This is a genomic window from Serpentinimonas sp. SSL01 (assembly GCF_056323735.1).
Genome location: NZ_CM150487.1, coordinates 1,287,402 through 1,302,069, shown reverse-complemented (window position 1 = coordinate 1,302,069; position 14,668 = coordinate 1,287,402). Strand labels below are relative to the sequence as shown.

Below are 14,668 nucleotides of genomic sequence, written 5' to 3'. Positions count from 1 at the left end.
TGGTGGCGGAATTTTTCGGGGTCTGGGGTCCAGCGATGGGGGCGTTGGGGTAAGCCCGGATCGGGCAACCATCTGCGCAAGTCTGCCCCAGCGGATGGGCCTTGAACGCGAACATCTACGCAGCACAGAGACTTCTTTGCTTTGAATGGGCAGACCCGCCACCCGCCCGCGCTCTGGAGCACAATTCGGCCTATGACGCTCCCAAACCTTGACCCGACCCCAGAGCCCAAGTCTCTCGCTGGTTCTTTCGCCGACCCCTTCACCCCCGCCACCATAGCCGCGCTGGCGCAAGCCGACGTGGCGCGCGCGCTGGCCGAAGACGTGGGCACTGGCGACCTGAGCGCCGCCCTGATCGACCCCGAACGCCGTGCCTGTGCGAATTTGCTGGCGCGCGAGGCGGCGGTGCTCTGCGGTGCGCCGTGGGTGCAGGCGGCGGTGCTGGCGCTCGACCCCGATGCGCGGCTGCATTGGCTGGTGCCCGAAGGCCAGCGCTGCGCCGCCAACCAGGTGGTGCTGCGCCTCGAGGGCCGGGCGCGCGCCCTGCTGAGCGCCGAGCGCACCGCGCTCAACTTTTTGCAGACCCTGAGCGCCGTGGCCACGCAGACCGCGCGCTTTGTGCAGCAGGTGGCGGGCACGCGGGCGCAGATCGTGGACACGCGCAAAACCCTGCCCGGCTTGCGGCTGGCGCAAAAGTACGCGGTGCGCACCGGCGGGGGCACCAACCACCGCCTCGGGCTGTACGACGCTGTGCTGATCAAAGAAAACCACATCGCTGCCGTCGGCGGCGTGGCGGCGGCGCTGCAGCAGGCGCAGCGGCTGGTGGCGCAAGGGGCGGCCACAGTGCGCTTCGTGCAGATCGAGGTCGAAACGCTGGCGCAGCTCGACGAGGCGCTCACCGCCGGGGCGCGCATGGTCTTGCTCGACAACATGGACTTGCCCACCTTGCGCGAAGCGGTGCGCCGCAACACCGCCCACCCCAGCGGGCCGGCGCTGCTGGAGGTGTCGGGTGGTGTGAACCTCGAGACGGTGCGCGCGCTGGCCGAAACCGGGGTCGATCGCATCTCCATCGGGGCCCTGACCAAAGACCTCAAGGCGGTGGATTTCTCGCTGCGCTTCGAGGCGCAGCCGCAGGTTTGACGCGCCTCGAGGGCAGGGGGCGGTTGGGGCCCTGCCCGTGGGGTCTTGCCCGGCGCGCAGGCTTTGCAAGCGATAATGCCTGATCGTGTGCCACCCTTTTTTTAGCAGACGCCTCCCATGCCCACCTACCGCTCCAAAACCTCCACCGCTGGCCGCAACATGGCGGGTGCCCGTGCCCTGTGGCGCGCCACCGGCATGAAAGACGGCGATTTTGACAAGCCCATCATCGCCATCGCCAACAGCTTTACCCAGTTCGTGCCTGGCCACGTGCACCTCAAAGACCTGGGGCAACTGGTGGCGCGCGAGATCGAAGCCGCCGGTGGCGTGGCCAAAGAGTTTCACACCATCGCCGTCGATGACGGCATCGCCATGGGCCACGACGGCATGCTGTACTCGCTGCCCAGCCGCGAGGTGATCGCCGACAGCGTGGAGTACATGGTCAACGCCCACTGCGCCGACGCGCTGGTGTGCATCTCCAACTGCGACAAAATCACCCCCGGCATGCTCATGGCCGCCATGCGCCTCAACATCCCGGTGGTGTTCGTCTCGGGTGGCCCGATGGAAGCCGGCAAGGTGCAGCGCCAGCAGCCGGGCAGCCAGACCATCACCATCAAAAAGCTCGATCTGGTCGATGCCATGGTGTTGGCCGCCGACGCCTCGGTGTCGGATGCCGAGCTGGCCGAAGTCGAGCGCAACGCCTGCCCCACCTGCGGTTCGTGCTCGGGCATGTTCACCGCCAATTCGATGAACTGCCTGACCGAAGCCCTGGGCCTGAGCCTGCCCGGCAACGGCACCGTGCTCGCTACCCACACCGAGCGCGAGCAGCTGTTTCGCCGCGCCGGGCGCCTGATCGTCGAGCTGGCGCGGCGCTACTACGAGGGCGACGACGCCTCGGTGCTGCCGCGCTCCATCGCCACCTTCGAGGCCTTTGAGAACGCGGTCGCGCTCGACATCGCCATGGGCGGCTCCACCAACACCGTGCTGCACCTGCTGGCCACGGCGCGCGAGGCCGAGGTCGAATTCACCATGGCCGACATCGACCGCCTGTCGCGCCGCGTGCCCACGCTGTGCAAGGTGGCGCCCAACACCGACCGCTACCACATCGAAGATGTGCACCGCGCTGGGGGCATTTTTGCCATTTTGGGCGAGCTCAACCGCGCCGGCCTGCTGCACGCCCACTGCGGCACCGTGCACAGCCCGAGCTTTGCAGCGGCGTTGGCGCAGTACGACATCATGGGTGCGCCCAGCGCCGAGGTGCAAACCTTTTACTTGGCGGCGCCGGGTGGGGTGCCGAGCCAGACCGCCTTCAGCCAGAGCCAGCGCTGGCCCAGCCTAGACACCGACCGCGCCCAAGGCTGCATCCGCGACCTCGAGCACGCCTACTCGCGCGATGGCGGGCTGGCGGTGCTCTACGGCAACTTGGCGCTCGATGGCTGCATCGTCAAAACCGCCGGCGTCGATCAGAGCATGTTCGAGGCCGAGCAGCTGCGCTACACCACCAGCGTACCCACCTCGACCCTGCGCGCCTTCGAGGGCCCGGCGCGCGTGTTCGAGAGCCAAGACGCGGCCGTGCAAGCGATTTTGAGCGACCAGATCGTGCCCGGCGACGTGGTCGTGATCCGCTACGAAGGCCCACGCGGCGGCCCCGGCATGCAAGAGATGCTCTACCCGACCTCGTACCTCAAGTCCAAGGGGCTGGGCAAATCGTGCGCGCTGCTCACCGACGGGCGCTTTTCGGGTGGCACCTCGGGCCTGAGCATCGGCCACGCCTCACCCGAGGCGGCAGCCGGGGGCGCCATCGGCCTGGTGCGCGAGGGCGACCGCATCCGCATCGACATCGCGCAGCGCAGCATCGACTTGCTGGTGAGCGCCGACGAACTGGCGCAGCGCCGCCAAGTGCAAAACCAGCTCGGCTGGAAGCCGGCGGCGCCCCGTCCGCGCAAGGTCTCGGCGGCGCTCAAGGCCTACGCCAAGCTGGTGCTGTCGGCCGACAAGGGCGCGGTGCGTGATTTGTCGGCGCTGGACTAAAGCATGAGCGCAAGCACTTTCTTGCAGCACCCGCAGATCGACCCGGTGGCGCTGCAGCTCGGGCCGCTGGCCATCCACTGGTACGGGCTGATGTACCTGATCGCCTTTGCGCTGTTCTTTGGGCTTACGCTGCTCCGGCTGCGGCACCCGACTTACGCGGCGCTGGGCTGGGGCCGGCGCGACATCGAAGACCTGCTGTTTTTGGGCGTGATCGGTATCATCGTCGGCGGTCGCCTAGGCTATGCGCTGTTTTACCGCCCGCTCGAGTTTCTGGCCGAGCCGCTGCGCATTTTTGCGGTCTGGGAGGGCGGCTTGAGCTTTCACGGCGGCTTCATCGGCGTGTTGCTGGGCATGGCTTGGTTTGCGTGGCGGCGCCAGCGCAACTGGCTGCAGATCACCGATTTCATCGCCCCGTGCATCCCCGTAGGGCTGGCCAGCGGGCGCATTGGCAACTTCATCAACGGCGAACTCTGGGGCCGCGTGGCCGACCCGGCGCTGCCGTGGGCGATGGTGTTTCGCGGCGCCGGCGATTTGCCGCGCCACCCCTCGCAGATCTACCAGGCGCTGCTCGAGGGGCTGCTGCTGTTTGTGTTGCTGTGGCTGTACGCACGAGGGCCGCGGCGCTTGGGCGAGGTGTCGGCGGCGTTTTTGGTGGGCTATGGGTTGCTGCGCTTCACGGCCGAGTTCTGGCGCGAGCCCGACGCTCACCTCGGGCTGCTTGGGCTGGGCTTGAGCATGGGCCAGTGGCTGAGCCTGCCCATGGTGCTGGCCGGGGCTGCGCTGTGGGGCTGGGCGCACCGGCAGCGCGCCACAGCCGCTTAAGAAAAATTAACGCAGCACCAGCACCGGTATGCTGGTGTGCGTCAGCACCTGCTGGGTTTCGCTGCCCAGCAGCAGGCGCTTGAGGCCACGTCGACCGTGCGAGGCCATCACGATCAGGTCGGCCTTGTGCTGCTGCGCGGCTGCCATGATGGCTTCGGCGATCAGTTCCGACTGCACCGTCAGCGGCCGCACCTTGACGCCGAGCTTTTGGCCCTCGGCCTGAATCGCGTGCAGGCTCTCCATGGCGTCATCGTGCCACTGCTGTTCGATGCGCCGCACTTCTTCTTCGGCCAGCGCCACACCGCCTTCGAAATAGGTCTTGGGGTAGGGCGCGACCACGCGCAGCGCCAGCAGTTCGGCGCAGAGCGCATTGGCGAGCTTGAGCGCGTGCGCGACGGCCTGATCCGACAGTTCCGAGCCATCGGTGGTCACGAGGATGCGTTGGTACATGGCAATTGAGCTCCAGAAAAAATGGGGGGTGACTCCATTGTGCCTGCAACGCCGGGCCCCGATCCGCCCGCTGGCCCTGCGCGCACATCCAAATATCCCTCAGACTTGATCTAAATCAAGCCGGCGCAGCCAAGCCCGATGGTATGCTCGCCCGCATGTCGAATTCCACCACCGTAACAGGCAGTGATCTGGCTGCCGGGGCCGTTGTGCCTGACCAGGGGTTGGGTTCGCTATTGGGCCAGCACCGCGGCCCGCTCACCGTCGACGACGATTTTTTGGTGCTCGACGACCCCATCGAGCAAGAGGACTTTTGTCACCCGGTGCAGGTGGACGGGCGCGAACTGCAAGAAGCGGTGTTGATGGTGCAGGGCATGTACTGCCCGGCCTGCTCCGAAACCGTCGAAGCCGCCTTGGGCGGGCGCCGTGGCGTCGAATCGGTGCGGGTGCACGCCGCCACCCGGCGCGTCACGCTGCGCTGGGACCCGGCCCAGACCCTGCTCTCGGCGCTGGCGCGCAATGTGGGCCAAAGCGGCTACCGGCTGCTGCCCATGCGCCAAGCGCTCAGCGTCGAGGAGCGCTTGGCCGAAACTCGGCTGCTGATGTGGCGCCTGTTCGTGGCCGGCTTTTGCACCATGCAGGTCATGATGTACTCGTGGCCGTTCTACATCACCGAGCCGGGCGAAATTCCCTATGTTTACGACCAGTTGCTGCGCTGGGCCAACTGGATGCTGAGCGTGCCGGTGGTGCTGTTCTCCAGCATGCCGTTTTTCCAGAGCGCCTGGCGCGACCTGCGCCACGGGCGCATCGGCATGGACATGCCGGTCTCGATCGGCATCTTGGTCACCTTCATCGCTAGCACCGGCTCCACCTTCGACCCCACGGGGGTGTGGGGGCACGAAATCTGGTTCGATTCGCTCACCATGTTCGTGTTCTTCCTGCTCGGTGGGCGCTACTTGGTCTCGCGCCTGCGCGACCGCACCGCCGGCGCGCTCGACGTGCTCATGAACCGCCTGCCCGAGCAGTGCGAGCGCCAGTTGGCCGACGGCAGCTTCGAGACCGTCTCGCTCAAACGCCTGCGCGTGGGCGACGTGCTGCGCGTGCAAGCCGGCATCGCCTTCCCCGGCGACGCCACCGTGCTCGGCGACAGCGCCACCGTCGATGAAGCCTTGCTCACCGGCGAATCGCAGCCGGTGACGCGGCTGCGCGGCCAAACGGTGGTGGCCGGCAGCTACAACCTCGCCGGCACGGCGCTGGTGCGCATCGAGCGCCTCGGGCGCGAAACCCGCTTCGCCCAGATCGTGGCGCTGATGGAACAGGCGTCCACCGAAAAACCCGAGCTGGTCAAGCTCGCCGACCGCATCGCCGGGCCGTTTTTGGTGGCGGTCTTGCTCAGCGCCGCCTTCGGCGCCTGGTACTGGTGGCAGATCGACCCCGCCTTGGCGGTACCGATCGCGGTGGCGGTCTTGGTGGCCACCTGCCCGTGTGCGCTCGCGCTCTCGACCCCGTCGGCCATGCTGGCCTCGGCCGGGGCGCTGGCCGAGCGCGGCATCCTGGTGCGGCGCCTGCTGGCCTTCGAGGCCCTGTGCAAGATCGACACCGTGGTGTTCGACAAAACCGGCACCCTGACCCAAGACCGGGTGGTATTGCGCGAGGCGCTGGTGCGCCCGGGCCTCACGGCTGAGCAAGCGCTCGAGCTGGCTTGGCCGCTGGCCTCGGCCTCGCTGCACCCGGTGTCGCGCGCCATTGCGGCGCGGGCTCGGCCAGCGGCAAGTGCGGCTGCACCCGCTGCCGCCGCCGCCACTTCAGACGCTGGTGCTGCCGCCACTTCAGACGCTGGTGCTGCCGCCCCCGACGCCGTGTCGCAGGTCGCTTCCGATCTGGTGCGCGACGTCCCCGGTGCCGGCTTGGTGCTCGAGCGTGCCGGTGGGGGCGTGTACAAACTTGGTTCGGCGGCGCTGTGCGGGCTGGACCAAGACCAGCTGCTGGCACAGGGGCTTAGCGTGGCCGACGCACCTTGCGCCTACCTCAGTGACGAGCAGGGTTGGCTCGCCACCTTCGTCATGGACGAAGGCGTGCGCGCCGATGCCGCCGCAGCCGTGGCCGACTTGCGCGCCATGGGCTTGCAGGTCCATCTGCTCTCGGGCGACAAGGTCGGCGCGGTGCAACGCGTGGCGCAGCAGCTGGGCATCACCCAAGTGGTGTCCGAGGCCAGCCCCGAGCGCAAGCTCGAAGTCGTCACCGCCCTGCAAGCCCAAGGGGCGCAGATCGCCATGGTGGGCGACGGCATGAACGACGGCCCGGTGCTGGCGCGCGCCCAAGTTTCGTTCGCGCTCGGCCACGGCGCGCCCCTGACGCAGTCGCAGTCCGACCTGGTGGTGCAAAGCGGTCGTTTGTCCGAACTGGTACAAACCATAGGCCAAGCCCGGCGCACCATGCGTATACTCAAACAGAACTTGGTCTTTTCGGCTAGTTACAATGGCAGTATGGTGCCGCTGGCGATCGCTGGCTTCGTGCCCCCTTGGTTGGCCGGTCTGGGTATGGCCCTGAGCTCGTTTGTGGTCATCGGCAACGCGCTGCGGCTGTCGCGCCTGCCCGACTTTCCTGCCCCCGATCCGGCCCTGTTGCCGGTAGCAGCCTTCACGAGGTGATGCCATGGAATCTTTGTTGTTGTTGATCCCCTTGTCGGTGCTGCTGGTGCTGGCCATCATAGGGGTGTTCTGGTGGGCGCTTTACAACGGTCAATACGATAATGTCGAGCGCGAAGGCGAGCGGATTTTGAAAAACGATTGATCTAGATCAAGCGGCGTAGCCGCGCCAGCGGCGACACTCTGGCGGTGTTTTTAATAAGAGGAGTAGGTGTATGAGTGCAATCACGGCGGATGCCCAGATAGGCGGCGTGTCCGATGCCCGGCAGGGCATCTATGAAGACAAAGTCATCCGACAGTTCTCTGTCATGGCGGTGGTCTGGGGTGTGGTCGGTATGCTGGTTGGCGTCGTCATCGCCGCCCAGATGCTCTGGCCAGCGCTCAACTTGGGCCAGTTCGGGCTCGAGTGGTTCTCATTCGGGCGCCTGCGTCCGCTGCACACCAACGCCGTGATCTTCGCCTTCGGTGGCTGTGTGCTGTTTGCCACCAGCTACTACGTGGTGCAGCGCACCTGCCAGACCAAGCTCTTCTTGCCGCAACTGGCCGCCTTTACCTTCTGGGGCTGGCAGCTGGTGATCGTTTTGGCCGCGATCACGCTGCCGTTGGGCCTGACCTCGGGCCAAGAATACGCCGAGCTGATCTGGCCGATCGACATCCTGATCACCGCGGTTTGGGTCTCGTACGCGATCGTGTTCTTCGGCACCTTGGCCACGCGCAAGATCAACCACATCTACGTCGCCAACTGGTTCTTTGGCGCCTTCATTCTGGCCGTGGCGCTGCTGCACGTGGTCAACAGCCTGGCCGTGCCCACCGGTCTGCTGCACGCCTACTCGCTCTACTCGGGTGTGCAAAGCGCCATGATCCAATGGTGGTATGGCCACAACGCGGTCGGCTTCTTCCTCACCGCTGGTTTCTTGGGCATCATGTACTACTTCATCCCGAAGCAGGCTGAGCGCCCGATCTACAGCTACCGGCTCTCGATCGTCCACTTCTGGGCCCTGATCTTCACCTACATGTGGGCCGGCCCGCACCACCTGCACTACACCGCGCTGCCCGACTGGACCCAATCCCTCGGCATGGTGTTCTCGCTCATCCTGCTGGCACCGTCTTGGGGCGGCATGATCAACGGCATCATGACCCTCTCGGGCGCTTGGCACAAACTGCGCGACGACCCGATCCTGCGCTTCCTGATCGTCTCGCTCTCGTTCTACGGCATGTCGACCTTCGAAGGCCCGATGATGTCGATCAAGACCGTCAACGCCTTGAGCCACTACACCGACTGGACCATCGGCCACGTGCACTCGGGTGCGCTGGGTTGGGTCGGCCTGATCTCCATGGGTGCGCTGTACTTCCTGATCCCGCGCTTGTTTGGGCGAAAGCAGATGTACTCGATCAACGCCATCGAGCTGCACTTCTGGATCGCCTGTATCGGCATCGTGATCTACATCGCCTCCATGTGGATTGCCGGTGTCACCCAAGGCCTGATGTGGCGTGCCTTGGCCGACGACGGCACCTTGGCCTTCACCTTCAGCGAATCGGTGCGTGCCAGCTATCCCTTCTACGCCATCCGCCTGATTGGCGGCACCATGTACTTTGCCGGCATGTGCATCATGGCCTGGAACGTCTGGATGACGGTCCGCGCGGGCTTGCGTGCAGGCCCCGTGCCGCAAATCAAGATTCCAGCGGTTTCACCTGCCCACGCCTGAGGAGCGCATCAACATGGCTAACAACACCCCCTCCACCAAGGGCATGTCGCACCAGAAGGTCGAGACCAACAGCTTCCTGATGATCGTGCTCATCCTGCTGGTGATCTCCATCGGCGGTCTGGTTGAAATCGTGCCGCTGTTTTTCAAGAAATCGACCACGCAGCCGGTCGAGGGCCTCAAGCCCCACACCGCGCTGCAGCTGGCGGGTAAAGATGTGTACATCCGCGAGGGCTGCTTCGTTTGCCACTCGCAGATGATTCGCCCCTTCCATGCCGAGACCATGCGCTACGGCCACTTCTCGCTCGCCGGTGAGTTTGTCTATGACCGGCCGTTCCAGTGGGGCTCCAAGCGCACCGGCCCCGATCTGCACCGCATCGGTGGTCGCTTTTCCGACGAATGGCACCGCCAGCACCTGATGGATCCGCGCTCGCTGCGCCCCTACTCCAACATGCCCGCCTACCCTTGGCTGGCCGACCGCATGGTCAACGCCGACGCCATGCCAGCGCGCTTACGGGTATTGCAGCTGCTCGGGCACCCCTACACCGACGAAGAGGTGGCAGGCGCCGCCGACGCGGTGCGGGGCAAGACTGAGATGGATGCTCTGATTGCCTATTTGCAGGTTCTGGGTACTTCGGTTCGCTGAGGCGGCCAGGAGCGGCGAGCATGGATATCAACGATTACCGCAGCATTGTGACCGTGGTCAGTTTGGTGGTGTTTTTGGGCATCGTCTGGTGGGCGTGGTCCAGGCACAACAAGGGCCGTTTCGATGACGCCGCCCAACTGCCCTTCAAAGAAGATTAAGCCGCGCACTCACTCACAAGAGAAACATCATGAGCGACTTCACAAGCTATTTCTGGCATTACTACGTTGCTGGGCTGACCCTCATCAGCATCTTGGCCTGCTTGGGCCTGCTCTGGTACACCAGCCGGGTCAAGGTTGCCCCGACCAAAGACAACACCACCGGCCACGTCTGGGACGAGGACATCATCGAAAAAGACAATCCGCTGCCCAAGTGGTGGGTCTGGATGTTCATCATCACCGTGGTCTTCGCCCTGATCTATGGCCTGCTATACCCGATGTTTGGCAAGTTTCCCGGTTTGCTCAACTGGAGTTCGGTGGGGCAGTACCAGGCCGAGCGCGCAGCCAACGAGGCGAGGGTGGCGCCCAAGTTCGAGGCCTTCGCGCAGATGTCGGTGCAACAACTGGCCGCTGACCCGGTTGCGATGCAGATCGGCGAAAGCCTGTTCATGAACAACTGCGCCGTCTGCCACGCCGCCGACGCCCGCGGCAGCCTGACCTTCCCCAATCTGACCGACAAAGACTGGATTTGGGGTGGCGACCCCGAGGCCATCAAAGTCTCGATCACCCAAGGTCGGGTAGCGGTCATGCCGCCCTTGGCCGAAGCCGTGGGTTCGCCCGAAGACGTGCTCAACGTGGCGCACTACGTGTTGAGCCTCTCGGGCGCGCCGCACGACAGCGTGCGGGCAGCCGCCGGCAAGGCCAACTTTGCCACCTGCATCGCCTGCCACGGCGCCGAAGGCAAGGGCAACTATCTGATCGGTGCCCCCAACCTGACCGACGACATCTGGCTGCATGGTTTTGGGGTCGATGCCGTGGTGCGCAGCATCAATGAAGGTATCATAAACGTCATGCCGCCGCAAAACGTGTTGCTGTCCGAGCAGCAGATCCACGTCCTGACCGCCTATGTGTGGGCCAAGTCCAACCCGGTGCAAAACTAACTTTGAGAAGTTTTGGCTTTGTCTGATACCCGACCCCCAGCCAGCGGTGCTCAACCCGCCGCTGGCCCCGAAGAAATCGAAATTACGTTCTACGCCGACCGGCAGAAGATCTATCCGCGCTCCGTCGCGGGGGTCTTTACCAACTGGCGTTGGGCCACGGTCTGGCTGACCCAGATCGTCTTTTATGGTCTGCCCTGGTTGCAATGGAACAACCGGCAGGCTGTTTTGTTTGACCTCGAAGAACGGCGCTTCTACCTCTTCAACCTCATCCTCTACCCGCACGACCTGATCTACCTCACTGGGTTGTTGGTGATCTCGGCGCTTGCCTTGTTTTTGTTTACGGCCGTGGCCGGACGCCTGTGGTGCGGTTTTGCTTGCCCGCAGACGGTTTACACCGAAATTTATCTGTGGATGGAAAAGCTGGTCGAAGGCGACCGCACGGCCCGCATGCGGCTCGATCAATCCGGCCATACGCTCGAGAAATACGGCAAAAAAACCCTCAAGCAAGTGCTCTGGATCGCCTTTGGCTTGTGGACCGGCTTCACTTTTGTGGGTTACTTCACCCCCATCGAACAGCTCTGGCTGGCGGTCTGGCAGGCCGAGCTCGGGCCTTGGCAAAGCTTCTGGATTTTGTTTTATGGCTTTGCCACCTACGGCAACGCCGGCTACATGCGCGAACTGGTGTGCAAGCACATGTGCCCCTACGCGCGTTTCCAGAGCGCGATGTTCGACCGCGACACCCTGATCGTGACCTACGATGCGCAGCGCGGCGAGCCACGTGGCCGCCGTTCGCGCCAAGCCGATCTGTCGCTGCTCAAATTGGGCTCGTGCGTCGATTGTTCGCTCTGCGTCCAAGTCTGCCCCACCGGCATCGACATCCGCAAGGGTTTGCAGTACGAGTGCATAGGCTGCGGTTCTTGCGCCGACGTCTGCGATCAGGTCATGGACAAGGTCGGCTACCCCAAAGGGCTGGTGCGCTTCACCACGCAAAACGGGCTCGAGCAGGGCTGGACCTCGGCCCAGATGTGGCGCCGCGTGCTGCGGCCGCGGATCTTGGCCTACGGTGCCATTTTGCTGCTCATCACCGTGGCGCTGTTCACCAGTTTGTACCTGCGCACACCGCTCAAGCTCGACGTCATCCGCGACTCGACCATTTTGTCGCGTGTGGTGCAACAAGGCTACGTGGAAAACGTTTACACGCTGCGCATGCTCAACGCCACCGAGCAAGAGCAACCCTTGCGTCTGGTGGTGCACGGTTTGCCGGGTTTGCAAGTGATCTCCGAGACCGAATTCTCCCTCGCGCCTACGGGTGCGCGGGCGCTGGCGGTGACGGTTCGTGTGCCGCCGGGCAGCAGCGCGCCGGGCATGCACCCGATCCACTTCGAGGTGCAATCTTTGGGTGCCGAACCCATGACGGTGCGCCAAGACTCGGTCTTTATGATGCCGCGTCAATGAACACCGTTGCAGCCACACAGGTTTTTTGTGCCTGCGCCTGACCTTTTAGCCTCCAGACCTACACTCAAATACCATGAGCACTGCCCAAGCCGCCCCAGCCCCGACCAAGCCTGCCCCTTGGTACCGTGAGCCTTACACGTGGTTGGTGTTTGGTCTGCCGGCTGCATCGATTGCGCTGTCGCTCGCCTTGGTCGTCACCGCCGTCAAAAACCGCGACCCGGTGCTGGACCGCAATGCGCCCATGGTGCCAGCTGATCAACGCCGTTTGCAGATGATGACGCCCGAACAGCGCGCCACCTACTTGGCTAGCCTGCGCCCGGCACGCGAAGCGCGCAACCACGCTGCCAGCCCCGAGGTCCCGCCGCCACGGCAGTAGGGTGCCCTGCAAAGCGGCGCCTCGTGGCACACGAGCAGAGCCTAGGCCCCTAGTTGCGCATCGGCGGGTTCACCAGCCGCTCCAGCGCCTGCGTGTCTTTGATCAGCACGTAGCGCTGGCGCACGTCGATGATGCCGTCTTCCATGAAGCGCGAAAAGGTGCGGCTCACGGTCTCGAGCTTCATGCCCAGGTAGCTGCCGATCTCTTCGCGCGTCATGCGCAGCACCAGTTCAGACTGCGAAAACCCGCGCGCGTGCAGCCGCTGCACCAAATTGAGCAAAAAGGCCGCCAGCCGCTCCTCGGCGCGCATGGTGCCCAGCAGCAGCATCACGCCCTGGTCGCGCACGATCTCGCGGCTCATGATCTTGTGCACATGGTGCTGCAAGGCGCTGAACTCGCGCGACAGTTGCTCGATGCGGTCAAAGGGCAGCACACAGACCTCGGCGTCTTCGAGCGCGATCGCGTCGCAGGCGTGCTGGTCGTGCACGATGCCGTCCATGCCGATGATCTCGCCCATCATCTGAAAACCGGTGACTTGGTCGCGCCCGTCGGCGCTGGTGATGCAGGTCTTGAAAAAACCCGAGCGCACCGCGTACAGTGCGGTGAAGGCTTCGCCCGCGCTGAACAGGGACGCTCCGCGTTTGATGCGGCGCCGATTCGATATGATCTGATCGAGATGCTCCAGCTCTTGCGGTTTGAGCCCCATAGGCAAGCACAACTCGCGCAGATTGCAGCCTGAACAGGCGACTTTGATGCTCTGAATATCCATGTAAGCGCGGCCAAATAGTGCGCGAAGCTTAACCCATGTGCTGCCGTGTGGGGCGCGCGTCAAAGAAAACAAAAAATGGGCTCGACTTGACTCAGGTCAAGGGTGAGGGGGGATGTTCGGTGCATATTCTCGCACCAGGAGAAATTTTAGTGAAACCTGTCATCGACGAGGGGTTGCTGCGGCGTTTTGACGTGCCCGGCCCCCGTTACACCTCATACCCGACCGCCGACCGCTTCGTCGAAGCCTTTGGCGAGCAAGACTATGTGCAGGCTTTGCGCCAGCGCCATGCCGGCTCGCTGGCCTTGCCACTGTCGATCTATGTCCACATCCCGTTTTGCGATTCGCTGTGCTACTACTGCGCGTGCAACAAGGTCATCACCAAGCACCACAGCAAGTCGGCCGAGTACCTGCGCTACCTCACGCGCGAGCTCGAGTTGCAGTGCCGCCATCTGGGCTCGGGCCACAGCGTGTCGCAGATGCACCTCGGCGGCGGCACCCCGACCTTCATGTCGGACGAGGAGCTCAGCGATCTGGTGGCGATGGTGCAGCGCCACTTCAAGCTGGTGCCGGGGGGCGAGTATTCGATCGAGGTCGATCCGCGCACCGTGACCCCTGCGCGGCTGGAGCACCTGCACCGCCTGGGTTTCAACCGCCTGAGTTTTGGCGTGCAGGATTTTGACCCCACGGTGCAAAAGGCCGTGCACCGCATCCAGCCCGCCGAGCAGGTGTTCGACTTGGTGGCGGCGTCGCGGCGCATCGGCTTCGAATCCGTCAACGTCGATCTGATCTACGGCCTGCCGCAGCAAACGCCCGAGTCGTTTCGCCACACGCTGGAGCGCGTGCGCGAGCTGCGCCCAGACCGCATTGCGCTCTACGCCTACGCGCATTTGCCGGCACGCTTCAAGCCGCAGCGGCGCATCGTGGCCGCCGAACTGCCACCGGCAGCCGACAAGTTGGCCATGCTCTCGATCTCGCTCGAGATCTTCAACCAAGCGGGTTACGTCTATGTGGGCATGGACCACTTCGCGCTGCCCACCGATGCCTTGGCGGTGGCCAAGCGCCAGGGGCGGCTGCACCGCAATTTTCAGGGTTACAGCACGCAGCCCGACTGCGATTTGATCGCCCTCGGGGTCTCGGCCATCGGCCGCATCGGGGCCACCTACAGCCAGAACGCCAAGACGCTCGAAGAGTACTACGACCACCTCGACCAAGGGCGGCTGCCGATCGTGCGTGGGCTGGCGCTGAGCCGCGACGACCTGCTGCGTCGCGCCGTGATCATGGCGCTGATGTGTCAGGGGCGGGTGGATTTCGAGGCTGTCGGTCTGGCGCACCTGATCGAGTTCAAAAGCTATTTTGAACCCGAGCTGGAGCGCTTGCGCGAGTTCGAAGCGATGGGTTTGCTGCGCCTGAGCGCGGGCAGCATAGAAGTCAGCGACACCGGCTGGTACTTGGTGCGCGCCATCGCCATGCAGTTCGACAAGCACCTGCAGCAAGACCGCGACCGGGCACGCTTCTCCAAAATCATTTGATCGCTGCAACGC

Annotated in this window: 14 protein-coding genes; 12 read left to right on the top strand and 2 right to left on the bottom strand. The window is 64.4% G+C overall.

The features are described from left to right. Nucleotides 1-192: 192 nt before the first annotated feature. The 3 genes from nadC to lgt all read left to right on the top strand — a co-directional run bounded on the left by nadC (nt 193) and on the right by lgt (nt 3,987). Nucleotides 193-1,137 (top strand): carboxylating nicotinate-nucleotide diphosphorylase, encoded by a 945-nt coding sequence (gene nadC, locus ACVMK0_RS06175; protein WP_082027270.1) that lies wholly within the window; start codon nt 193-195, stop codon nt 1,135-1,137. A gap of 117 nt (nt 1,138-1,254) precedes the next feature. Beyond that, nucleotides 1,255-3,165 (top strand): dihydroxy-acid dehydratase, encoded by a 1,911-nt coding sequence (ilvD, locus tag ACVMK0_RS06170; protein ID WP_476463267.1) that lies wholly within the window; start codon nt 1,255-1,257, stop codon nt 3,163-3,165. 3 nt (nt 3,166-3,168) lie between these two features. Then, a complete protein-coding gene (gene lgt, locus ACVMK0_RS06165) occupies nt 3,169-3,987 on the top strand; it encodes a prolipoprotein diacylglyceryl transferase (protein WP_045535772.1) in 819 nt (272 codons plus the stop codon). A gap of 6 nt (nt 3,988-3,993) precedes the next feature. Here the strand turns inward: lgt and ACVMK0_RS06160 are convergent, their stop codons facing one another. After that, a complete protein-coding gene (locus tag ACVMK0_RS06160; protein WP_045535771.1) occupies nt 3,994-4,437 on the bottom strand; it encodes a universal stress protein in 444 nt (147 codons plus the stop codon). Between the two features lie 155 nt (nt 4,438-4,592). On the opposite strand from ACVMK0_RS06160, the gene ACVMK0_RS06155 reads away from it, so the two are divergent. The 8 genes from ACVMK0_RS06155 (at nt 4,593) to ACVMK0_RS06120 (ending at nt 12,358) form a co-directional block, all read left to right on the top strand. Then, nucleotides 4,593-7,085 carry a heavy metal translocating P-type ATPase gene (locus tag ACVMK0_RS06155; protein ID WP_476463266.1) on the top strand — a complete coding sequence of 831 codons (2,493 nt, stop codon included), beginning with the start codon at nt 4,593-4,595 and terminating at the stop codon, nt 7,083-7,085. Between the two features lie 4 nt (nt 7,086-7,089). Then, a complete protein-coding gene (gene ccoS, locus ACVMK0_RS06150) occupies nt 7,090-7,227 on the top strand; it encodes a cbb3-type cytochrome oxidase assembly protein CcoS (RefSeq protein ID WP_476463265.1) in 138 nt (45 codons plus the stop codon). Nucleotides 7,228-7,297: 70 nt separating this feature from the next. Beyond that, complete coding sequence (ccoN, locus tag ACVMK0_RS06145) at nt 7,298-8,788, top strand: cytochrome-c oxidase, cbb3-type subunit I (protein ID WP_476463264.1); 1,491 nt, start codon at nt 7,298-7,300, stop codon at nt 8,786-8,788. Nucleotides 8,789-8,801: 13 nt separating this feature from the next. Further along, entirely contained in the window at nt 8,802-9,431 is a 630-nt protein-coding gene (gene ccoO / locus ACVMK0_RS06140) for a cytochrome-c oxidase, cbb3-type subunit II (RefSeq protein WP_476463263.1), read from the top strand. Nucleotides 9,432-9,451: 20 nt separating this feature from the next. Beyond that, the gene (locus ACVMK0_RS06135) at nt 9,452-9,589 is read left to right on the top strand and encodes a CcoQ/FixQ family Cbb3-type cytochrome c oxidase assembly chaperone (protein ID WP_045535767.1); all 138 of its coding nucleotides are present in this window, start codon (nt 9,452-9,454) and stop codon (nt 9,587-9,589) included. 29 nt (nt 9,590-9,618) lie between these two features. Then, the gene (gene ccoP, locus ACVMK0_RS06130) at nt 9,619-10,527 is read left to right on the top strand and encodes a cytochrome-c oxidase, cbb3-type subunit III (protein WP_476463262.1); all 909 of its coding nucleotides are present in this window, start codon (nt 9,619-9,621) and stop codon (nt 10,525-10,527) included. A gap of 18 nt (nt 10,528-10,545) precedes the next feature. Then, the gene (ccoG, locus tag ACVMK0_RS06125; protein ID WP_476463261.1) at nt 10,546-11,982 is read left to right on the top strand and encodes a cytochrome c oxidase accessory protein CcoG; all 1,437 of its coding nucleotides are present in this window, start codon (nt 10,546-10,548) and stop codon (nt 11,980-11,982) included. 73 nt (nt 11,983-12,055) lie between these two features. Further along, nucleotides 12,056-12,358 (top strand): hypothetical protein, encoded by a 303-nt coding sequence (locus tag ACVMK0_RS06120; RefSeq protein ID WP_045535764.1) that lies wholly within the window; start codon nt 12,056-12,058, stop codon nt 12,356-12,358. A gap of 49 nt (nt 12,359-12,407) precedes the next feature. On the opposite strand, the gene fnr is transcribed toward ACVMK0_RS06120, so the two are convergent. Further along, complete coding sequence (gene fnr, locus ACVMK0_RS06115) at nt 12,408-13,127, bottom strand: fumarate/nitrate reduction transcriptional regulator Fnr (RefSeq protein ID WP_045535763.1); 720 nt, start codon at nt 13,125-13,127, stop codon at nt 12,408-12,410. A 149-nt stretch (nt 13,128-13,276) separates the two neighbouring features. Between fnr and hemN the strand changes: the two genes are divergently transcribed. After that, the gene (gene hemN, locus ACVMK0_RS06110; RefSeq protein ID WP_231851168.1) at nt 13,277-14,656 is read left to right on the top strand and encodes an oxygen-independent coproporphyrinogen III oxidase; all 1,380 of its coding nucleotides are present in this window, start codon (nt 13,277-13,279) and stop codon (nt 14,654-14,656) included. Nucleotides 14,657-14,668 lie beyond the last annotated feature (12 nt).